Below are 22,632 nucleotides of genomic sequence, written 5' to 3'. Positions count from 1 at the left end.
TTGGCATGATAACTAAGGTATCTTTTAGTGGACTAACCACGTTACCTTTAGCATCAACAAGTGAGATGTCAAATAAGTCATAGTCTTGATCCTTAAGCACATTTGGTGTATTTGGATCTTTGGTTTCCTTATGGGTAACTTCTGCTCCTGTAATCAGTGCTAAATCACCGGTTTCAAGAGTGACGCGAACACCTGTGCCAGTATGAATGAGTTCACGTGGACTTGTCAACAATGGCACTTCTGAAACTTCATTTACGACACCACTACCATTGCTAAATTCAATTGATGGTTTATCTTCAGCTGTTAGTGGTTTAGCCAATGCTATTTCTGCAACAACTTCTTTATCACTAGCATTAGTAGGGTTAACTGCTACTAAACGTTTGTAATTAAATGTTTCAGTCTTTTCTTCTTCAAGATTTAGACTATTTAAGTATGCAACAACAGTATCTAAGATTCCACTAGTCATGACATTATTTTCAACAGCACGATCAGCAACGCTAACAGCCTTGTCAATGAGAGTTCTAAATGGATCAAATTGAGCATCTGCTACACGCTCTTTAGCTTCTGTTAATGGTTGAATATCCAGAGTCGTTTCTGCCACCACAGGACGTAAGAATTGTAATTCAGCAGCTGAAAGGAATCTATTTCCTCCCCCACCGTGAGAAGCAGTTCCTGTTAAGACAATCTTCTTGGCATTGATTGTTTTACCAAAATCAATCACCTTAGCTTTAGAATCAGAAGCCCAGTTGCTTGCTGTAAAGGTTTCTTCTTGACCATCAGCATTAGTAATGACTAATGTCAAGTCACGAATAATACCATTTGGACCTGATTGACGAGGAATATATCTAAATCCAGTAATTTCTTTTGGTGTATTAAGAACCATAGTTGCTGGTTGACCCACATGACCTCCACTCCAAGGAGTATGCCACAAGGTTGAAAGGTTACCATCAAATGCTTTAGCAAGTTCTTCACCTGGTTGACTTGGTGCTTCTAAGGATTCAAAATCAGACGCAACTAGAGCAATTTGTTTTAAGGTTAAGCCTTTTTTAGCTTCTTCAACATTGTTAATTAATTGATGCGCATCCTCAACACTAATAGCATCATCTGCTGCAAGTAATGGGAAGAGGCTTTCTTTGACACGATTTAATGAGTCTTGTGTATACATTGTTTGTGATACAATCGGAAGACTATTTTTAAGATGTTCTTCAACTAACATCTTACCTGTTACAATGACTTCTTCAATTTGAAGTCTATCCATGATAAAGTCATTGTATCCTCTAAAGTTAGCATTTCCACCGGCGTCACCTTTAGTATCACTTGGGTTAGCAGTTGAGTAAATACCAATCCATGTTTGACCTGATTCATCACCTGTTACAAGATAACTAATTCTCTTAGCACTGTCAGAATTTTCCCAACTGTTTGGCAGTTCATGCATAGTGACATTACTCATGTCTCTAGTCCAACGACCATTTGCTAATCTTGCTGCTTCCCCTTTACCAATTGCAAAGGCGTAGGTGTTGTTAGAACCTGCTTCATAGTCAAAGGTGATACGATAAGTTTTACCTGCTTCAAAGCGGAAGTTTTGAGGAACTGTTTGGTAAAGAAGAGCTTGTCTTGTAACAAGACCGTTAGTCTTAAGTGACCAATCTCCTTCGATAACATCAGATACTTTTTTACCATTCCATCCACGTTGTGTGTATGGCTCGTGTTTTTCAGACAAGTGGGTGCGGTTGTCCTCTACACCTTCAACATCACCAATAACAAATGGGAAGATTCCTTGTCCAACATTTTCAAAGTCTTGTTTGAAAATACCGATAGCAGTATCGTGGCCATCACCATACATTGATGATTCATTTTCGAAGATTCTGATTTCATCAAAGTAACTAGCTTCGGTTCCTGCATCACGACTAAGTGTTAAAGTCACCTTAGACGCATCACTTCCTGTAGTGAAGAAGACATACATGTTTTGGAAGTAACTTGTATTGTTAATGGTTGCATTTTGACTATTAGTATTGTGCGCATAAGCTTTAACATAGTTTTTAGCTATTGACTTATTGGTGAAATTGGTAATTTCTTTTTCACCAGTGTTAACAGTAATACTTGCTTTAGCATCACTTCTGTTATCAATACCAACATAAACCGCATATTTAGTATTTGGTTTCAAATCAGTTAGAGTTTGCGTTAAACTAATTTTCTCTTCATTGTTCTCAATACGGAGCATATCATTAGCACCTTGAGATTTAACAATTTGAGCTTTGGTTTGATCACCTTCAATTTTCCAGTGAGCAAGAGTACCGCTATTAAAGCCTTGGTCATAAATATGCATACCATCACTCCAAGACATTTCTTTGTTGGTTTGAGGTGTACGGTATAAAACATAAGGTTGTGCTGAATCTAAATCAAGTGTAATAGTACCATTGACAACAGCAATTTCTTGTTCTTCAACCTTACCAAGATCTGTTAGCTTGTAAAGATAAACTTTGTCACCTGACCAGGTATCTGGTAAAGTCCAAGTTGTAGCACCTGTATCTGTATTGAAGTAGTACATTTTCTCTTGATCTGTTGCAAGATCATTACCATTAGCATCCCAATTCCATGGTGCTAAGTAGGCTGAACCATCTTGGATAACACGACCATTTAATGTGACTTTACGTTGACGATAAAGTGGACTTCTAACATCATTAGATTTACGTTCTAAGACAAGAAGATTACCTTTATCATCTTTTAATTTAATTTCCATTTCAGGTGTCCAGCTGTAAGTTTGTCCATTGTCAGACATTGTTACAGGTGTACCGTTCTTCCAGCTAATCACTTTAAAGTGTTGGATATATTTTGTCATGACATCATGTTCAAAGAGGTTTGTGACATAACCATTATAATCACTACGTCCTTGCCAACCTTCAAAGTCTTTCATGCTGTAGCCACCAAGAAGTGGGTAGTTGGCTGCACCACCATATCTTGGATAATCACCAACCCATGAATCCTTTTGGTGGTTACGGATAAAGCGAACAATATTACTGTTAATTCCTTTATTGGTGTAGCCACCATAAGTTAAGTCAGCTGCCCAGTGTTGGAAGGTAGAGTCGTATTCACCACCATGACCCCATTCAATAGCAAAACGCCAGCCTTGTCTGATAATTTCCTCAGCAAGTACTCTAGTTGCCCAAGCACCATTATCACCTGATTGGCCATTACCCCAAACGTCAACATAAATGAAGTCAAGACCTTCACCAAGTTCTTTCTTCAAATCTTCCCAACGTTTTAAACGACCATGTGCCAAGTCATAAGCTGCGTCAATATTGATACCTTGGTCAATCCAGTTCCAACCATAGCTATAGCTGCCATCGGCATTTTTTCTAAGAATATCTTCACTAAAGTATTTAGATTCTGGATAAGTTTCTGAAGCATTAACGTGAATACCAAGTTTAGCACCATATTCTTGTGCTTTAGCGATAAGCGTCTTGAAGTCTTCAGTGCCACCAATACGCTTACCAATATCAGCGTAATTTAAGTGACCTGAGTCATGTCCTTCACTACCATAACCTTTAAGAAGAACACCTTGTCCTAAACCATCAGTATGAAGAGCAATTTTCTTAATACCATCTAAAGTCATTAAAAATGGATTTTGCGCTTGGGAACCAAAGTTCATCGCAATACGATAAGCAGTGATGTCTTTAACTTTTTCCCAACCTTGAGGGTTATTCATGATTTTGCGATATTCAATTGCACTATCTTGCCAATCGACAACACCATCATCGTTAACGTCTTCAGTAAGGACAACTTTAGCACTAGGTAGCATTAAAGTGTATTCTGGATATACTAAGCCCTTGTAAGCTTTTTGGTAGTCCCAAGGCGAGCTCTTGATACCAACAAAGTTAGCATTGCCAACTGTTTGTTTTTCAGCAGTTAAGCGCGTGAAGTCTCCTTGACCACCACCATAACTGTATTGAGAATTACTCCAAACCCCAGCAGCTAATTTATTACTTGAAACAAAACCATACATATAGCCTTGTCTATTAAGATTGTTCATTGGATTTGTAACATTTAAGTGTACATCACCAACAACGTGAGTGTTGTTAGACATGAATGAACCATCAAATTTTGCCCCTTCTTCTTGACTAGAAACAGAGACTAAGGTATTTCCAAGGAAATCAATAGAAGATAAGAGTTTTCTTGGATCATCAATTTGCTGACCAGGTGTGACTTCATTGTGGTTTGTAATATTAGTCACATCAAAGTGAAGTTGATTATCAACAACCTTCAAGCGAACAGTCATATCAGCATTGATAAGATGCTCCTCGCTACGAAGTTGGAGAGTATATTCTACAGTGCTATTATCAATTTTTTTATAGGTTACAGTTGGAGTCAGAGCGTGTCCATTAACAGCAACTTGATTGATAGATTGAACTTGTCCAGTTAATTTGTGACCGTTAAGAGTGTATTCTTTAACTCTAGGGAATGCTGTGTCAATGACTGCATCTAAACGACCTGAACTAATAGTTTCATAAACAACATTTTGATCATTAGCATCGCTACCAGTGTCTGGTGTATCTGGTGTATCTTGACCAACACCTGATTGGTTATCAGATTTAATCAAGACTTTTGTTAGTTGTGTGTTATAAGTCCCAGCTTTAAGTAAAATTTTCTTACTGTTTAAAGCATCCATAACAGATTGTTGCAAGGTTAATGTATCAAATAATTTTTCACCATTATTGGTTGCATTTAATTGTCCATCTGATTTTAAGGTAACAACTAAATCATTGATGCTGTCATGTGATGGCGCTGCTACACGATTTTTAAGATAGTCTCCACGACCATTCACTTTATATTCCCAGAACCAACCTTGTGCATCATAACCAACAAAAATATGGTTGTTGGCATCTTGGTGTTTCAAATAAACACCAAAGCGGCCTTCATTAGTTTGTGATTTTTCTTTAAAGTTAATAGAAACCGAAGCATTACCACTATCGTCAACCGTTAAACCATTCTTTTCAAATAAGGCAACGTTGGCAGCATTATTGTTATTTGTTGTTGAAGCTAGTTCATTATATCGAACGCCACCTTCTTCAACAACTTTAACAGTTCCTTGGTTAGCAGCTGTATCAACTGTTTTCCATTCTGCTGTCACTTCTTCTTGTTCAGCAGGCGGTGTGTCTGTTGTGCCAGCACCTGCATCATTGCTGTTATCAATTTCTTCTTGAGTTGCTTCTCTAACACCAACTAAAACTTTGGTTAACTCATTACTGTAGGTACCAGCTTTTAAGACAATACGTTTTTCGTCTTTTAAGTTTTCTCTGACAGGTTCTGGAAGCGTCAAAGCAGCAAATAATTCTTGTTTAGCTGCTGTTTCAGCATTAGTCAATTCAGCAGTTAAAACACCCTCAGAAGAAAGATTTACTTTCAATTGATGATAACTATTCTTTTGAGGAGCTGCAACTCTTTGATCTTGATACCAAAGGCTATTACCTGGACTCTTGTATTCCCAGAACCAACCTGCTTTATCATAACCAACAAAGATATTATTGTTAGCATCTCTGTGTTTCAAAAAGACACCAAAACGACCTTCATTTGTTTCAGATTCTTCTTTGATTAAAAGAGTAACTTGAGCAGAACCATCTTCAGCAACAGCAAGACCCTCTTTTTCAAAGAGAGCTACTCTATCACCATTGTTATTAGCAGTTGTTGAAGATAATCTGTTGAAAAGAACACCATGTTCAACAACCTTTTCAACTGTTCCTTGATTAGCTGCTGCATCTACTGTCTTCCATTCTTTATTTTCATTAGTTGCTTCTTCAGTAGGTGTATCGGTTTCTTCTGCTGCTGTTGCTTGATTATCACCCTCACTTGTTTCAGTTTCTACTTCTTCAGTTTCACTAGCTACAGGAGATTCTTCAACAGAAGTACCAGTTTCATTTGCTTCAGCTTCTGATGTTGGAGAAGCTTCATCAGATGTAGCTTCTAACGGTACAACTTCTTCAGGACTATCCTCAGTATTTGTTACTAAAGCAGAAGTTTCAACTTCATTACCCTCAACAGTATCAGCAGAAACATTTGCAACACCTAAAAAAGAAAGCCCAATCATTACAGAGAATGCTCCCAAAGAAAACTTACGAATTCCATATTTACACTTTTTTTCAAACATATGCTTTTTCATTAAATCCTCCTATATAAATTACATAAAGTAAGCGATTACATTTCAAAGATAAAAATAAACATTGTCAAACGAAATGTTAACTAAATGATTGATATTTTTCCCCCTTAATAGAATTTAATATATTAATTGCTACTAGTATAACAATTTCAACAAAAATAATCAACCTTTAAAACGATTTAATTCGAATTAATTCCCATAAATTAGCGACAATAAAGAACTTTTTTACATAGAAAAAACCCTTACAATAACGTAAAGGTTTCTGTTATTAATTAAGCAACACTTAGTAAGATAAAACTAGCTATAGATAAGAAAGAATCTTATCCCAAGAGACATCAAAACCTGTTTTATCAACGGAAGAAAAGATAATAAAATCATCCGAAGCGTCAAAGTTCAAGGCTTTTTTTATCATTGATTCGTGTTTGTTCCATCTACCACGTGATACTTTGTCAGCTTTTGTAGCAACGATAATGACAGGAATTTCATAGTATTTCAAAAATTCATACATTTGAATATCATCAACTGATGGCTCATGTCTAAAATCTACTAAACTGATAACAACTTTTAAATTTTCTCTCGTCACAAGATATTCTTCAATCATTTTACCCCATTTAGCACGCTGAGATTTTGAAACCTTGGCATAACCGTACCCAGGAACATCAACAAAACGTAATTGATTATCTATATTGTAGAAGTTTAATAATTGTGTTTTACCAGGTTTACTAGAGGTTCTAGCTAAATTTTTTCGACCTAAAAGTGTATTGATAAAACTGGATTTTCCAACATTGGAACGACCAGCTAAGGCAAGCTCTGGAAGATTGTCTTTTGGATAATGTTCCTTAGAAGCTGCACTTAGTAAAATAGAAGCATTATGAGTATTAATTTCTGACATTATTTTCTCCCTAAGATGCCGTTTCTAAAATAGGTTCTTCAAGTCCTTCCACAGCACCTTTAGTAATGCGAATGGTTGCAATATCTTCTTGGCTAGGAACTTCAAACATGATATCAAGCATGATTTCCTCAATAATCGACCTTAACCCACGCGCACCTGTCTTTCTTTGAATCGCCTTTTTAGCAATTTCTTGTAAAGCTTCTTTTTCAAATTCAAGAGCAACTCCGTCATATGATAACAAGGTTTGGTACTGTTTAACCAAGGCATTTTTTGGTTCTGTTAAAATCAAAACTAAGTCCTCAACCGTTAATTGCTCAAGTGCAGCTGTTACTGGAAGACGACCAATTAACTCAGGTATTAAGCCAAATTTTTGAATGTCTTCTGAAACAATTTCTTGCATATATGAAGAAGAATCATCAATTTTCTTGTTGTTTTGACCAAAGCCAATAATTTTTTCACCCAGTCTTTGTTTAACTATTTCTTCAATACCATCAAACGCCCCACCAACAATAAATAGAATATTCTTAGTGTTGATTTGAATCATTTCTTGTTGTGGGTGTTTACGTCCACCTTGAGGAGGCACACTCGCCACTGTTCCTTCAATAATTTTTAAAAGTGCTTGTTGAACACCTTCACCAGAAACATCTCTTGTTATCGAAACATTTTCACTTTTTTTAGCAATCTTATCAATCTCATCGACATAGATAATACCGCGTTCAGCTCGTTCAACATTATAGTCTGCTGCTTGAATGAGTTTCAATAAGATATTTTCAACATCTTCACCAACATAACCAGCTTCAGTTAAAGCAGTTGCATCAGCAATAGCAAAAGGAACATTAAGACTCTTTGCTAGCGTTTGTGCTAAGAATGTTTTGCCAGAACCTGTTGGGCCAATCATTAAAATATTAGATTTTTGTAATTCAACATCTTCTATATCTTGTGTTTGAGCAAAGCTAATGCGCTTGTAATGATTATAAACAGCCACTGCTAAAGCTCTTTTAGCTCTATCTTGACCTATAACATATTGATTTAGAACTTCTAACAGATCTTTTGGTTTTGGAATATCTGAAAGATCTGCCAAAATTTCCTCTGCCATCTCTTCTCTAATGATTTCTTGTGATAAGGCGACACATTCGTTGCAAATAAAAACACCATTCCCAGCTATTATTTTCTTAACTTGTTCTTGATTTTTTCCACAAAAAGAACAATAAACTTTAATGTCACTTGTTGTTTTGTCAGCCATGTTTCCCTCAATCTTTAATTTTTCATTTTTTAAAATAATTTCCCATTAAAAGCTTGTATGGTTGCTACTAGATTTGATAAAGCATTTAACAAAAATAAAATCAATAACCCATAACGCTTCTTTTTATAAACAATCCCTGCACAAATAAGACAGATAACTAATAAGGAGGCGGTAAAGACTCCAAATATACTATTTAACATCTAGTCATTACTCTCCTTTTTGGGCATTTTTTCAAAAATATCAACTGTAAAACTGTAGTTATTTTTATCATCCTTAGGATAAAATTGTGTTGATGTTTGATGAAAACTAGAAAAATCTAGTTTTGGAAAATAGGCATCTCCTTCGAACTTTGCATGGATTGTTGTTCTTATTAATTGATGATAAAGTCCATCAAATGCTTTATAGATGGTTTCACCACCAACAATAAATAAATCATCGTCTTGATTTTCAAACCATTTTAAAACATCAGAGACACTAGATAAAATCGTGACCCCATCAGCCTTATAGGTATCATCTCGACTTAAAATAATGGTTTGTCTCCCTGGAAGAACACGCTTATTCATCCCTTCAAAAGTCACACGTCCCATCAAGATGGTATGTCCATAAGTAACTTCTTTGAAATGATTTAATTCTTTAGGTAAAAACCACGGTAATTTGCCATTATTACCAATTAAATGGCTCTCATCTTCTGCCCAGATGGCAATAATTTTTTTTGTCATTGAATGGCTACCTTTTCATATTAGTATCTATCATTCTAACAAATTTTTCTAAAAATTGCATAGAAAAAAACGACTAGCCTTAGATGGCTAAGTCGAATTTTAATTGTGGTTGAGTTGGATGATAATTAACTAATTCAAAATCTTCTGGTTTGATGTCAAAAAAATTGGTTTTATCTGGCACATTTAATACCAAACGAGGTTTGATGTCAGAACCTTGTCTATTTAATAATTCCTTAGCTTGTTCGAATTGATTATCATAAATGTGGAGATTATTGACGAAATAGAAAAATTTACCCACTTGCCAACCAAAATGTTTGGCAATCATCATTTGAAGGGCAACATATTGCATGGCATTGATGTGATGAGCAACGAGCATATCATTACTTCTTTGTGTTAGAGTAGCATCTAAATAAATGGTTTCTCCGACACGTCTCACATCAAACATGGTTTGAAAGGCACAAGGCAGTAAGCCACCTGATTGATCAAAAGCCTCATAGTCCCACAATGATAAAACATTTCGTCTATTCCAGGGATTATCAGCTAATTGCTTTAGTATTTTATTGATCATATCATGTTTTTTAACAATGGCACCGTAACGCTCACCAATGGTACCACTATTGTCAACTTCCCAATCATTCCAATATTTAACACCGTATTTTTCATTTAAAACTTCTAAATCATTGGTCTGATCTTGATAAATCCAAAAAACTTCCTTGATGGCTGATTTAATCGGAATTGGTCTCAGTGTAGTTATTGGAAACTCTCCTTTAGAAAGGTCATATTCAGCAAAACTACCTGTAATATATTTAGAGTTAGCTGTCTTACCATCCTTGTATTTAGGACGTGCCTTTTCACTCCATGCGCCTTCATCAAGTATTTTTCTTATATTTTCCTTAAAAATAGTATCTGCTTTAATCATAATATTATCCTAAACGACGAGTTGTAAATTTTTCTTGTCGAGATTTCAAAATACCAAAAACGGTTGACCCAAAGCCAAGCACAGAAAAGAGATAAATCATCCCTAAATTGGTCCAGTAGATAGAAGAATCAAGATAGCCTTCTGCGACTAAATCATTAACTTCTGGAAAAACTTCAAAAAAGCTTACTTCATAATATCTTGCAATTGATAGGGCAATATCAGCTTGATTAGCAACGTAAACCATAATTAGCATGATAATCACACTAATAGCAATCCCTTTTTTTGTAAGTCGTTTTCCTAGTAGTTCATATCCAGATATTGTACTGACTCCCATAATAACACCAGAAATAATGGAAACATACCCCAATTGACCGATGATAACGATAGCTATAACACCAATTAAGGAACCAAACACAGCACCAACAATTCCAGCGACCACATTTTCAGATTTCTGTGTTTCTTTTTGAATATCAATATTAAGTTCTGCTGTCATTTTGGCATAACTCTCTGGAGTTAAAAAATTGATTGCTCCACTTATAAGGTAAATTTCGCTACGGCCAGTCTCACCAGTCATTTCATCAACGTCTTCATACTGTCTTGTCTTGAAAAATGACACCGCATCCTCAAGAGCCTGTTGAATATTTTCAGCTGTTTTAGCCTGCGTCAAACCTGTTTTAACATCAAAAATGACTTTATAATTCATTGGTGTGAAACGTGTAATAGCTTTTGAACCTGACTTTAATTCTTTATAATCTTCTTCGCCTATAGGCTGATTGTTTTTCCCAAGTGAGAATAACAATTGATGTAATTTATTATTTCCTGTCGGTACAACAGCAAAATGAAATCCATCTTTAATACCGTATAAAGTACCAGTTTCCTTATCTAACTGAAAACCTGTTGCGTTTTTAACATTTTCTAAAACTGACATACGTTCTCCTATTTTCTATAATAAACTTTTATTAACCTTTTATAACTATTTTATCAGAAAAAAAGTCAAGAAACAACCAAGGTTCTAAAAGATTTGATATATCAATGTTTCATATAATGAATTTATTCTAAAATATGATAAAATAGTTTTATGATTATTCCTAAGTCTAAAAACGAGGAGATGATTTTTAATGTTAACCATTGGAATTGATAAGATTGGTTTTGCGACCAGTCAATATATGTTAGAAATGAAAGAATTAGCTATCGCTAGAAATGAAGACCCAGCAAAATTTAAAGAGGGACTCTTATTAGATGCACTTAGCATCTCACCAATCACTGAAGATATAGTAACACTAGCAAGCTCTGCTGCTAGTGATATTTTAACTGAAGATGATAAACAAACCATTGATATGATCATTTTAGCAACTGAGTCAAGCATCGATCAAAGTAAAGCAGCTAGTGTTTATGTTCATAGTTTATTAAACATCCAACCCTTTGTCAGAAGTATTGAAATGAAAGAGGCCTGCTATAGTGCCACTGCTGCACTTGATTATGCTAGACTTCACATTGAAAACCATCCAGACTCAAAAGTTCTAGTCTTAGCTAGTGATATTGCTAAATACGGAATAAATACTTCAGGAGAGCCTACACAAGGAGCTGGTAGTATTGCTTTATTAATTAGTAAAGACCCTCATATTTTGGCACTTCATAATAAAAGTGTTGCTCATACTCGAGATATTATGGATTTTTGGCGCCCTAATTATCGTAATACACCATATGTTGATGGTATGTATTCTACCAAACAATATCTTGATACACTTAAAATCACTTGGCAAGAATACCAAAAACGTTTTGATGCTGAATTATCAGACTATGCAGCCTTTTGTTTCCACCTACCATTTCCTAAGTTGGCCTTAAAGGGACTAAACAAGCTCTTTACCAAAGAAACCAGTAAAGAGGTTAAGGAACGTTTAACTGATAATTTTTACCATTCTATCACTTATAGTAAAGTTGTTGGTAATATCTATACTGGTTCACTCTATCTTGGGTTATTATCACTGTTAGAAAATAGTCCTACACTAAAAGCTGACGACAAAATTATTCTCTTTAGTTATGGGAGTGGTGCTGTCACTGAAATCTTTAGTGGGCATCTTGTAGAAGGTTATAAAAATCATTTACAAGCTAATCGAATGGCCCAATTACAAGCACGAACTGCATTAAGTGTTAAAGAATATGAAGAAATGTTTTTTGAAGAACCAAAAATGGATGAAGAAGGTAATGCAAACTTTAAATCCTATAAAACTGGACCTTTTGCCCTTTCAGGTATTCAAAATCATCAAAGACAATATATTAAAGTAGATGAAAATGACAAAAATTAACTGGGCAGGATTTGCCAAAAAAAATCCAAAAGAACGTCTTTCTCAAATCAAACCATTACTTTCAAAAGAAAGTCACCATATTTTAGAAAATCATGTTTTATTAAAGCAAGAGATTGCTTCACAGATGGTTGAAAACACACTTGGAACATTTGCTCTTCCTTTTTCTGTTGTCCCTGAAATAGAAGTTAATCACAAAGATTATACTGTTCCTTTTGTCACTGAAGAACCTTCTGTTATAGCAGCTTGTTCCTTTGCAAGTAAAATCATAAAACGTTCAGGTGGCTTTAAAGCTATCGTCCATAATCGTCAAATGATTGGGCAGATTGCATTGTATGAAATCAAAGACACCCATAGCGCCATAAAAGCCATTGAAAAGCATAAGAAAGAACTCTTAGCCATTGCAAATAGTGCTCACCCTTCCATCGTTAAAAGAGGTGGTGGAGCATCTGATATCAAAACAAACCTTATTGAAGATGAAACACCTCTATTAGTGGTTCATATTTTGATTGATACCAAAGAAGCCATGGGAGCAAACATCGTTAATACCATGACTGAAGCCTTAAAACCTTATTTGGAAGCATTGACAAACGGTAAAAGTTTGATGGCCATTCTTTCAAATTATGCCACTGAAGCTCTAGTAACAGCAAATTGTGCTATAGACTATCGTTTTTTAAATCGTGATAAAGTAAAAGCAAAAGAATTGGCTGAAAAAATGGTGCTTGCGAGCAACTTTGCTAAAAAAGATCCTTATCGCGCTAGTACACATAATAAAGGCATATTTAACGGTATTGACGCTGTTTGTATTGCTACTGGTAATGACTGGCGTGCTATTGAAGCGGGCGCCCATGCTTATGCTTCTAGAAATGGGCGGTATGAGGGATTAACCACATGGCGATTAGATGAGGCTAATAAACAATTATTGGGGGAAATAACACTGCCACTTCCTCTTGCAACCAAAGGAGGCTCCATTGGTTTAAACCCCAGTGTTTTAGTAGCCTTTGATGTGTTAGGTAATCCTGATGCTAAAACGCTGGCAAGTATTGTCGCCTCTGTTGGTTTGGCACAAAATTTTGCAGCTTTAAGGGCTTTAGTTACAGAAGGAATTCAAGAAGGTCATATGAAACTTCATGCCAGATCTCTAGCTCTTCTTGCTGGTAGTCTTCCTGATGAAGTGGCTTTTGTTGTAGATTTGTTATTAAAAGAAAAACACATGAATCTTTCTACCGCTGAAAAAATTCTTGAAAAATATCGTAACAATATTTTAGAATAAAAAAATTAAGGGTTTATTGAAACCCTTAATTTTTTTTTGTAGTTTGTTTTAAATCACCATGAAGGAGATAATCAACCGTGTTTAACTCTGCAATCGTTCTTTTGTTTAAAGCACACATGATAATGCGAAGGTCTTCTTTCCATCCTTCAATAATACTAATAACGTGTTTGATAGAGTGTGTTTCCACTAATTCTAAAACCGTTCTTGAAAGACCAACTGCTCGTGCTCCCAATACCATTGCTTTTATCATATCAAGAGGATTTCTTATGCCACCACTAGCTAAAATCTCAACTTCTTCTACAAGATGTTGACTATTCAACAAGGTCTGGACAGTAGTTTGTCCCCACTCATTTAAGTAAGGACGATTGCCTCCTCGCTGATTTTCGATGTAAGCAAAACTGGTCCCGCCACGACCTGAGATGTCAACGGTTTTAATCCCTAACTGAGCTGCAAAAGCAATTGTTTTGGCATCCATACCAAAGCCAACCTCTTTTAAAATGACTGGCACTGGGAAATCATTGGCATATTCACGTAAATGGTCTTTCCAATGCTTGAAGGTTCTTTCTCCTTCTGGCATTAATAATTCTTGCATGACATTAACATGGAGTTGCAAGACTAAAGGTGATAAGTCTTCTACTGCTTTTAAGCCTTTTGAATAAGGTTTATCAAGACCTAAATTGGTCGCAAATCTTAAGTTTGGAAATTCTTTTTTAACCTTGAATGAATCATCTGCACTATTAGTTAGAGCTACACTGTAAGAGCCTGTAATAAATAAAATATCACAGGCTTCTGCCACTTGAGCCAGTTTATAATTAATGGCTTTAGCTTTTTCACTGCCACCAGTCATGGCATTAATATAAAATGGATACGGGAAATCAATGCCAGCAAAGTGCGTTGACAAATCAATATCTGCCAAATCATAGTCTGGTAGAGATGAGTGAATGAGTTCAACATCATCAAAACTATTATGGGGTGACTGATAGTTCAATGCATATTTGATATGCTCATCTTTTCTATTTGTCATGTAATCCTCTCACTTTTTCTTGATATAATAGGCTAATATTTTCTTGTTCCCAACGTTTAATGATTTCTAACCTTGATCTATCATCAAAAACAAGGGCAATTCCACAATCACCACCACCTGCTCCACTACTTTTAGCAACCGCATCTAATTGATAAGTGGCATTTTTCAATGCTCTTAATTGTGGACTATAAATGCTTGGATGTAGGTCTTCTAATAATTGACCAAGTGTTGATAGGCTTTTTTTTGTTTTCTCTTTATGACCTGTTTCCAAAGCGACATACAAGTCATCAACTTCTTTTTTTGAAGTGCTTAAAAATGATGAGCTTATAGAAGCTTGTACTTTCTTAATCATTTGTGAAGAAATGGAAGGCTGTTTTGTCCAACCAACTAAAAAGGTAAAAGATAAATTAGTCTTAACTGGTTTTATAGTAAAACCCCAGTCTTTTTCTAATAATTCTTGCAAAGTCATCTCTAACAGCCAATTTTTCACGCGATGTCTATCAAAAGAGCGATAATAAATCAATGTTTCATAAACAATACAAGCAATATCGCCCATAGAACCATTATCTCCTCTTTTTAAAAGGGTATAAACTGCTAATTTGAATAATTCTTCCTTTGATAACTTAAGCTGATAAAACAATGATAAAGCTTTTAGTGTTAAGACGGTGACACTACCACTTGAGCCAATGCCAATTTTTTTACCATCCTTCTCCATTTTTCCAGTAATCTGTAAAGAAAAAGGGGCTAAGGTTTTATTTTGAAGTTTGAGATAAGAAGCCATTGTCTTAACACTTTCTTGGATAAGGGCATAATGATCATCATCACTTAAATCAACACTATAATCAAACATATCTGATGATAGTTGAAAATCCTTTGATGGGCTGACTTGGGCTGTCATATAGATAGGAATATCTTTGATGATAGCCACTTGATTGGGAGTCAAAATAGCATATTCACCAGCAAGATAGAGCTTACCACAAGTCGTAGTTTTAATGGTTTTTTGGGGCATCTTATAATTCCTTAGTTTTTGAGACAATGATGCGGTAGCGAGAGGCTAATTTTTCAGCAAGTCTTTCAAGATCTTCTTCTAGACAAAGAACCTTAACATTTGGACCAGCGTCCATTGTAAAATAGCAACGCTCACCTTCTAATCTCAATTGCTTGATATCAGCCATTGCCTGATAGGTTTTATCTGTTAAATAGGTGAATGGTGGGTTAGAAGCAGACGTTGTTTCATGCATCATCAAGGCATTTTCTTCTGTTAGTTGACCAACTTTTTCAAAATCATTGGCTTTTAGATAGCCTAGCATGTCTTTGTAATCTTTTTCTGATTGCTTAACCCATTTTGAAAAATTAGTAGCCGTTTCAACAGATCTTTTCATTCCTTCTCTGCTTGAAATCATCTTTTTTTGATCATTAAGAACTAAGATAATCATGGCCAGTTTTAAATCGGTTTCAACTCGATAAATCTCGCCAGTATCTTTATCCCAAGCAGCAACTGGACCAAAAAAGCTTCTAGAAGAAGAACCCGATGCAAACTTGGCAACTTGTGCTAATTCTTCTTGTTTTAAGTTGGCATTAAAAAAGGTGTTAGCGGCTTTCACTAAAGCAGATAAACCACTAGAACTTGACGATAGACCAGCTGCTGTTGGCATGCTGTTTTTTGTATCAATCCTTACAAATTGGCTGGAATCTTTTCGAAAAAGATTTAAAACTTGACTCATTTTTTGGTGTTCTTCTTCATTTTGTAAAACACCATTGATATAAAAGAGGTCTTCTTTACCATTCTCTAGTAAGCTTAATTGTGTTTCTGTGTATAGATTATCTAGTGTTAAAGAAATACTACTGGTTGAGGGGATCATTTTTTGACTATCTTTTTTCCCCCAATATTTGATAATAGCAATATTAGCATAAGATTTCGCACTTACAGGGCTTCTATCCATGTCTTAATAGCTCCTTCTTTTTCTAGCTGAAGGCTAATTTTTTCAGCTTCTTTTTGTGTTTGACAAATGGCTATAATACAGCCTCCCAATCCTCCTCCGGTCATCTTACTTCCTAAGGCACCATTTTTCATAGCAACATTAACCAGATGATCAGATTCTTTAGCACTCACTCCTAGTTGTTTAAGTGTTTCGTGAGCAGCTGTCATGGCTTGTCCAATTTTAGAGATATTCTTAGTGGTTAAAGCTTTTTCGATTGTAGTTGCGAGTTTTCCTAATTGTTTTAAATGAGGAAGAGCTTTTTCTTCTAAAGATTCTACTTTTTGGACAGCTTCTCTGGTGTGTCCTTGAATGCCGGTATCAGCAATGACTAAAAAAGCATTCAAATTAATAGGTAGGGTTGAGAAACCAACATTTCTGATGAATTTAATCGCTTCATCACTTAAACAGGTTTTGGCATCAAGACCACTAGGATTAACGTGAGCAATAATTTCTGCTTGATTAGTTAATAGTTCTAGAGTGGCATCATCAACTGTTTGATGATAATAGTCAAAAACAGCCCGAATCGCAGCAATACTCACAGCCGCAGATGACCCCATTCCTCTTTTTTCAGGGACACTGGAAACAATGTGGTAATCAATATAAGGTTCTCTAATTTTCAAATAATCTAGAGCTGAAAAAATGGCTGTAGATAGGGTATCATTCTTTTTAATTTGAAAAAGATTTTTTGATGGCGTTATTTGGCAAACCACTTCAATGTTTTTTAGCGGCAGTGCAATAGCTGGGTAACCATAGACAACTGAATGCTCTCCAATAAGAATAATTTTACTATGAGATTTACCAATTCCTATTTCTGTTTTCATAATTTCCTTGTTATTGTATTAATTTGTTCTATCATACTATTTTAATATAATTCGTTAAAAAAAGCGACTATCAAAAATAAATGCCTATTCCTAATAATAGATTATAAAATTTAGTCATCCTAACGTTTAACTTTGACTTTATGATAAATTCCATTTATAATAGCAATAATTAAAGTAAGGAGACGTGTGATGAAAAAAACGACATTGTATTTAGGTATAGGTTTTTTACTGATTGGATTATATCTTTTTTTTAATCCGTTAGTTAGTATTGCTTCCATTGCTTGGGTGATTGCTCTTATCATTGCAACAATGGGTTTGATGAACCTACACACCTACCTTTCTTTAGAAAAATATTACCGAAGTAATTGGCTTTTACTTCAAAGTTTGATAAAAATCATTCTTGGTCTTATCTTGTTAACCAGTTCTGCTTTTTCACTTAGCAGCATTGTCATGAGCTTTATTGGTTTAGGTCTTTTGATAATAGGAGCAATTAACTTTAAAATCTCAATTCGCTCAAATAGACGAACACTAAACAAGACTAATACAACGGGTTCTTCTATCTTTACCTTTTTACTAGGAATTGTTTTCCTTTTAAATCCTACTTTTTCAGCAGGAGTTATTGGCTACTTCTTATCACTTGTTTTAATGATTATTGGTGCTATCATTCTTTTAATTTATTATCAATCACAAAAATAACATGACTGTTTTATCATAAAAAAGCGATTCTCATCAGGAGAACTCGCTTTTTCTTATGTCTTGTTACTGTTGTGATAAAACACCATCGTTCATTTCATAGACTTTATCACATTTTTCAATCATTCTTTTATCATGAGTCACCATGATAATGGCTTTTTTTCTTACTTTGGCTTCTTTAGCTAGTAAGTCAACCACTTCAAATGCTCGATGACTGTCTAAACTAGCTGTTGGTTCATCAGCTAAAATTAATTGAGGATCATTATACAGAGCCCTTGCAATAGCCACCCTTTGGCGTTCTCCACCTGATAAATCTTTAGGAAATTTTTTAATTAAAGTGCCAATACCCAGATCTTCAAATAATTGTGTTTGTTTCTCTTTTTGATTGCTTTTATTTATCTTGTCTACCAAATCCAACTGTTTTTCAACGGTTAAAAAAGGAATAAGATTAGAACTTTGTAAAATAAAGCCTATTTCTGAAAAACGTAGACGAGCACGTTCTTTTTCAGTTAATCTTGTAAAGGAGTGTTGATTAATGATTAAATCACCCTTAGTTGGTGTCTGAAGACCACCTGCAATGGTTAAGAAGGTACTTTTTCCTGAACCAGATGGTCCAATAATGGCAACAAATTCACCTGCATCAATTGAAAAATTAGTTGGTTTTAATGCTTGAATGATTGCTGAACCGTCCTTAAATTCTTTACTAACATTTTGAAATTTTAATACTGACATATCTGTCTCCTAACCTAACATTTTTAAGGGGTCTATTTTGACCACTGATCTGACAGAAAACACTGCGCCAAGAACGGCAAAGAAAACCATTGCTAGTGCAATCACACCATAGAATAACCAGTTATTTTCAAAAGGAACGGAACTTGGTAGTAATAAAGAACTTAAAAAAGTTCCGATAAAACCTAAAAATGTTCCGACAAAGCTCAATAAGAAGGTTTGTGCTAAAACTGATTTTGAGATATAAAAATTAGAGAGACCTTGAATTTTCATTAATCCAAAAATTTGAATTTTTTGTGTGGTTAACACATAGATGAAAATACCAATCACTATTGAAGAGATGATAATTAAAAAGCCAATCATAAAAGCAAACGTTAAATTTTGTGCCTTATATCCTGGTAAATTTTCAATAAAATCAGCAATGCTTAATTTTTCTAAATTATTTAAATCATAAGAATCAATACTATCCCTACTAACAATCGCATTGGTATAAGCAACACCATCTGGCAAAGTATCACCGTAAACAATTTGTTGGAATTTATCAAAATCAACATAAATAACTGGAGCCACACTAAAACGTGAACCACTAGTATAGCCAACAATAGTTAATGTTTCATCGGTATCTGCTAATTTTATCTCATCACCTATTTGATAATCGCCATCCTCAGCTAAAGAAATATCAACAACAACTTCATTAGAAGCACTAATTTCGTGTCCCTCAGCAATTGTTGGTGCTAAAAATTCATTAGTTTTTATACCAAATAGTGATATTTTGACTTTATCATCTTGACTAGGATTTTCTTTGCTCCAACCCACTGTTGATTTTTGAGCTAAAAGTGCAAGATGACTGCCTTCTACATCTTCAATAGCTGTTGCATCAAACATTGAAGCTGCTAAACTTTGATTGGCATCACTAGACAGTAGTATCGAGTTTGCTTCCCATTTGTCTACTGCTGATTTGTTTTCTTGAATTAGACCATAAGCTAATGCTGATAAGAAAAAGACAAGATAAGAGATTAAAAATAGTAAACCTAAAATTAAACTATATCTTAATTTATTTTGCTTCATTTCTTCTAATGCTAAAAACATATATTCTCCTTATTTTTAAATATACTACTATAGTAACTTAATATGCTTAATAATGCTAATACTATGACTATTTTAAACAAAAAAAGAGATTTTAAAATCTCTTTTTTTCTATATTATCACACTAAAAAGTGATTAGCGTCCATAACTTCTTTTTTTGATGCCATATAAACCTAATGTTGTCATTGACAATCCAAGTAGAATTAACATCGTATCATTTGAACTTCCAGTGTTAGGCAAGGTGTCATACTTCTTAGCATAAGAAACAGGAACTTGCTTAGATGAATCAGATTTTTTCTTATCCATAGACATCATCATTTGCTTATCATGTTTCTCATCTTTCATTTTCATACCAGGATAGTTCTCAGCATTAGAAGGATCAGTCATAAGAATAAGCTCAATAAAGTCTGGGAATCCATCGTTATCAGTATCTAAAGTTGAATCAATAGAAATGAGACGAGAATTTGGATTAATCACTTCATAATCATTGAGATCAACTGTTTCAAGATATTCAGCAAAAACGACATCCATAGAAGGACCTTCTTCACGAGCGCCACCAAGCATGTCATAGCCATCTCCACCAGCAGCTAAGAAGTCATTGGTTGTAAGATAATAATCTTTAGCAAAATCAAGAGGTTCAATTAAACCAGTTTCAGGATTTAATAGCTCAACATAAAGAATACGAGCTTCTCCTTCAAGGTTAGTATCATAATAAACATTAGCACCAGAAACATGCAAGAAACCACCACTAGCGCCTAAAAGAGGTTGACCATTTTCATCTCTGATGACTTCACCAGTTTCAGAATCTTTTTGAACCATAGAACCTAATGAATGAGCAAACATGTCAACGACTTGTTTTCCTGTTACTTTAATTTGAGAGATAAAGTTACCAAAAGGAAGAATAGCAATAATATCACCTTTAGTGATTGGTTGACCTTTTTGAATAGTAGCGCGAATACCACCACCATTCATGACTGCAAGGTTACTTGGACGTGAAAATCCAGTCTTACTGTATTCTAAAAGAGAATCAGAAATCAAGTTACCTAGATTAGTTTCACGCACACGAACGTTTGCTCTTTCCCCTTGAAGTTCCACAGGACTTGCGTCAACAACAACAACTGCATTGACTTCTTCATAACGTTTCTTAATTTCAGCAACTGTAGCAGCTACTTCAGGATCTGCTTCATAAGCTTTACCTTGTTCAGCATTGATAAATGATACTTTCATATCATCTTTTGTAAGAACAATTTTACCAACATTATTTAAATAACTACCTGTTTGAGAATAAATAGTATTATCACCATAAGTCGCTTCAGCAAGAGTATGAGAGTGACCATCAATCATTAGAACACGTTTATCTTTTAATAATGGATTCTTAGACAATGCTTCAGCCATTGTGCTTCCTTGCCACTCTTTTTTAGTGCTTGCATCAATACCCAAATGTCCTAAAACAATATAGTTTTTGTATGACACACCTTCTGCTTTAGCGCGAGCTTCTATTTCAGCAATAGCATTTTCAACTTCAGAGATAGGGTCTCTAAAGACAACTTTCTCAACATTTTTAGGATGTGTCTTAGTAGCAGTTTCTGGTGTTGTTACACCGATAACAACAAATTCATCCCCTTCGATCGTTTTATCTTTATCAATAATCACTGATGGTTTAAATAATCTAACACCATCAACATAAGTATTAACACTGAGTAATGGGAATTCAAGCATTTTCTCTAATTTAATGGCTTGTTCAAGAGAAAAGTCAAATTCATGGTTTCCTACAGCCATTGCATCAAAGCCAATTTGGTTCATTAGCTTAGCCATATCTTCACCTTTACTACTATTTGAAATTGGCATTCCTTGGAAGGCATCACCAGCGTCTAAAACTAATGTTTCACCTTGAGATCTGGTCTCTTTAACAATAGTTGCTAATTTAGCCATTCCAATAACATCTCTACCTTCTTCAATACGACCATGAATATCATTAGTATTGATGATAGTAACTGTGCCATCTGTTTCAGAGACTACAGGGTTTTCTTGAGCACTCTTGTTGGTATCGTTATCTTCTGCAATTGCTTGAGGCTGTGATTCTTCACTTGTTGGTTCACTGATTTCAGTGGTATCTGGAAGAACTTCTAATGTCTCAGCAGGTGCTTCTGTTGCAACTACTTCAGAGTTTTCAGCTTGAGGTTCTACCAAGTTATTTTCAACTTGAGGTGGAAGTGCAACAGACGATTCCAGCACCGCATTTTCTACAGGTTCATCTGCGTAAACTGTATTAGTTAAAACAGCAGTTGAAACTAATACAGTTGACAGAGCAGGAATGAGTAAAGTTTTCTTTTTCATAAATTCCTCCAAATATTTTTTTGTTACATCGTCATTATATCTTTTTATGTTAGTCTTTACAAATAAACATTTCTAATTTTAAAATTTTTTAGCAACTTTCTGAAAAGAATATTAAAAAAGCTAAAATTTATTCAATTCTAGCTTTTTAAAATGATGAAATATTATTCTTCTTTTTTATTTCTTTCAGAAGTTATCAACAACATCATACCTAACAGTATTGATAATAATGCTTGAGGTAAGAATACTTTATCTGATTCACCTGTGTTTGGTAACATTTTCTTATAATGAACGTTCTCCTTAACACTTTCATTAACTTTCGGTGAAGCTGGAACCTTTTTGTAGATATGGATTGTATTACCTTTAGCATCTACTTTCGTTTCAACTAGTTCATAATTTGGAATATTACCATTCTCATCAGGTGTTAAGGCATTCCCTTCTGTATCAATGTAAATGGTATAAT

Annotated in this window: 18 protein-coding genes; 3 read left to right on the top strand and 15 right to left on the bottom strand. The window is 34.8% G+C overall.

What is annotated here, in order from left to right:
- The 7 genes from JHK64_RS07320 to JHK64_RS07290 all read right to left on the bottom strand — a co-directional run.
- Positions 1 to 6,154: endo-alpha-N-acetylgalactosaminidase family protein (locus tag JHK64_RS07320; protein WP_246450944.1), on the bottom strand; the 6,154-nt coding region annotated here is incomplete at its 3' end.
- Between the two features lie 298 nt (positions 6,155 to 6,452).
- Positions 6,453 to 7,043: a ribosome biogenesis GTP-binding protein YihA/YsxC gene (gene yihA / locus JHK64_RS07315; RefSeq protein WP_199568361.1), complete on the bottom strand. Its 591-nt coding sequence runs from the start codon at positions 7,041 to 7,043 to the stop codon at positions 6,453 to 6,455.
- Between the two features lie 10 nt (positions 7,044 to 7,053).
- The gene (clpX, locus tag JHK64_RS07310; protein WP_199568360.1) at positions 7,054 to 8,286 is read right to left on the bottom strand and encodes an ATP-dependent Clp protease ATP-binding subunit ClpX; all 1,233 of its coding nucleotides are present in this window, start codon (positions 8,284 to 8,286) and stop codon (positions 7,054 to 7,056) included.
- Between the two features lie 29 nt (positions 8,287 to 8,315).
- Entirely contained in the window at positions 8,316 to 8,486 is a 171-nt protein-coding gene (locus tag JHK64_RS07305) for a hypothetical protein (protein WP_018370647.1), read from the bottom strand.
- Entirely contained in the window at positions 8,487 to 9,005 is a 519-nt protein-coding gene (locus JHK64_RS07300) for a dihydrofolate reductase (RefSeq protein ID WP_199568358.1), read from the bottom strand.
- Positions 9,006 to 9,084: 79 nt separating this feature from the next.
- Positions 9,085 to 9,924 carry a thymidylate synthase gene (locus tag JHK64_RS07295; protein WP_199568356.1) on the bottom strand — a complete coding sequence of 280 codons (840 nt, stop codon included), beginning with the start codon at positions 9,922 to 9,924 and terminating at the stop codon, positions 9,085 to 9,087.
- 4 nt (positions 9,925 to 9,928) lie between these two features.
- Entirely contained in the window at positions 9,929 to 10,852 is a 924-nt protein-coding gene (locus JHK64_RS07290) for a hypothetical protein (protein WP_199568354.1), read from the bottom strand.
- 190 nt (positions 10,853 to 11,042) lie between these two features.
- Here JHK64_RS07290 and JHK64_RS07285 point away from each other — a divergent pair, with 190 nt between their 5' ends.
- Complete coding sequence (locus JHK64_RS07285; protein WP_199568352.1) at positions 11,043 to 12,230, top strand: hydroxymethylglutaryl-CoA synthase; 1,188 nt, start codon at positions 11,043 to 11,045, stop codon at positions 12,228 to 12,230.
- The gene (locus tag JHK64_RS07280; RefSeq protein WP_199568350.1) at positions 12,217 to 13,500 is read left to right on the top strand and encodes a hydroxymethylglutaryl-CoA reductase, degradative; all 1,284 of its coding nucleotides are present in this window, start codon (positions 12,217 to 12,219) and stop codon (positions 13,498 to 13,500) included. The genes JHK64_RS07285 and JHK64_RS07280 overlap by 14 nt, the downstream gene beginning before the upstream one ends.
- 25 nt (positions 13,501 to 13,525) lie before the next feature.
- Here the strand turns inward: JHK64_RS07280 and fni are convergent, their stop codons facing one another.
- The 4 genes from fni to mvk are packed head-to-tail and all read right to left on the bottom strand — an operon-like array spanning position 13,526 to position 17,327.
- A complete protein-coding gene (gene fni / locus JHK64_RS07275; RefSeq protein ID WP_199568348.1) occupies positions 13,526 to 14,524 on the bottom strand; it encodes a type 2 isopentenyl-diphosphate Delta-isomerase in 999 nt (332 codons plus the stop codon).
- On the bottom strand, positions 14,514 to 15,533 hold the full coding sequence (locus tag JHK64_RS07270; RefSeq protein ID WP_199568346.1) for a phosphomevalonate kinase: 1,020 nt from the start codon (positions 15,531 to 15,533) through the stop codon (positions 14,514 to 14,516). Before JHK64_RS07270 ends, fni begins: the two co-directional genes overlap by 11 nt.
- A 1-nt stretch (position 15,534) precedes the next feature.
- The gene (mvaD, locus tag JHK64_RS07265) at positions 15,535 to 16,467 is read right to left on the bottom strand and encodes a diphosphomevalonate decarboxylase (RefSeq protein ID WP_199568344.1); all 933 of its coding nucleotides are present in this window, start codon (positions 16,465 to 16,467) and stop codon (positions 15,535 to 15,537) included.
- Positions 16,449 to 17,327 carry a mevalonate kinase gene (gene mvk / locus JHK64_RS07260; RefSeq protein ID WP_213086848.1) on the bottom strand — a complete coding sequence of 293 codons (879 nt, stop codon included), beginning with the start codon at positions 17,325 to 17,327 and terminating at the stop codon, positions 16,449 to 16,451. Before mvk ends, mvaD begins: the two co-directional genes overlap by 19 nt.
- A gap of 189 nt (positions 17,328 to 17,516) precedes the next feature.
- Here mvk and JHK64_RS07255 point away from each other — a divergent pair, with 189 nt between their 5' ends.
- The gene (locus JHK64_RS07255) at positions 17,517 to 18,023 is read left to right on the top strand and encodes a DUF308 domain-containing protein (protein ID WP_199568342.1); all 507 of its coding nucleotides are present in this window, start codon (positions 17,517 to 17,519) and stop codon (positions 18,021 to 18,023) included.
- Between the two features lie 63 nt (positions 18,024 to 18,086).
- Here JHK64_RS07255 and JHK64_RS07250 read toward each other — a convergent pair whose 3' ends face one another.
- The 4 genes from JHK64_RS07250 to JHK64_RS07235 form a co-directional block, all read right to left on the bottom strand.
- Complete coding sequence (locus JHK64_RS07250) at positions 18,087 to 18,752, bottom strand: ABC transporter ATP-binding protein (protein WP_199568340.1); 666 nt, start codon at positions 18,750 to 18,752, stop codon at positions 18,087 to 18,089.
- 9 nt (positions 18,753 to 18,761) lie between these two features.
- Entirely contained in the window at positions 18,762 to 19,838 is a 1,077-nt protein-coding gene (locus JHK64_RS07245; RefSeq protein WP_199568338.1) for an ABC transporter permease, read from the bottom strand.
- Positions 19,839 to 19,970: 132 nt separating this feature from the next.
- Entirely contained in the window at positions 19,971 to 22,172 is a 2,202-nt protein-coding gene (gene nt5e / locus JHK64_RS07240) for a cell surface ecto-5'-nucleotidase Nt5e (RefSeq protein WP_199568337.1), read from the bottom strand.
- Between the two features lie 161 nt (positions 22,173 to 22,333).
- Positions 22,334 to 22,632 (bottom strand): hypothetical protein (locus tag JHK64_RS07235; protein WP_199568335.1); only part of this gene is annotated, 299 nt, incomplete at its 5' end.

Source organism: Streptococcus zalophi (genome assembly GCF_016481285.1).
Taxonomy (GTDB): domain Bacteria; phylum Bacillota; class Bacilli; order Lactobacillales; family Streptococcaceae; genus Streptococcus; species Streptococcus zalophi.
The sequence above is the reverse complement of the archived record's forward strand: the minus strand, read 5'-3'. Positions and strand labels throughout refer to the sequence as shown.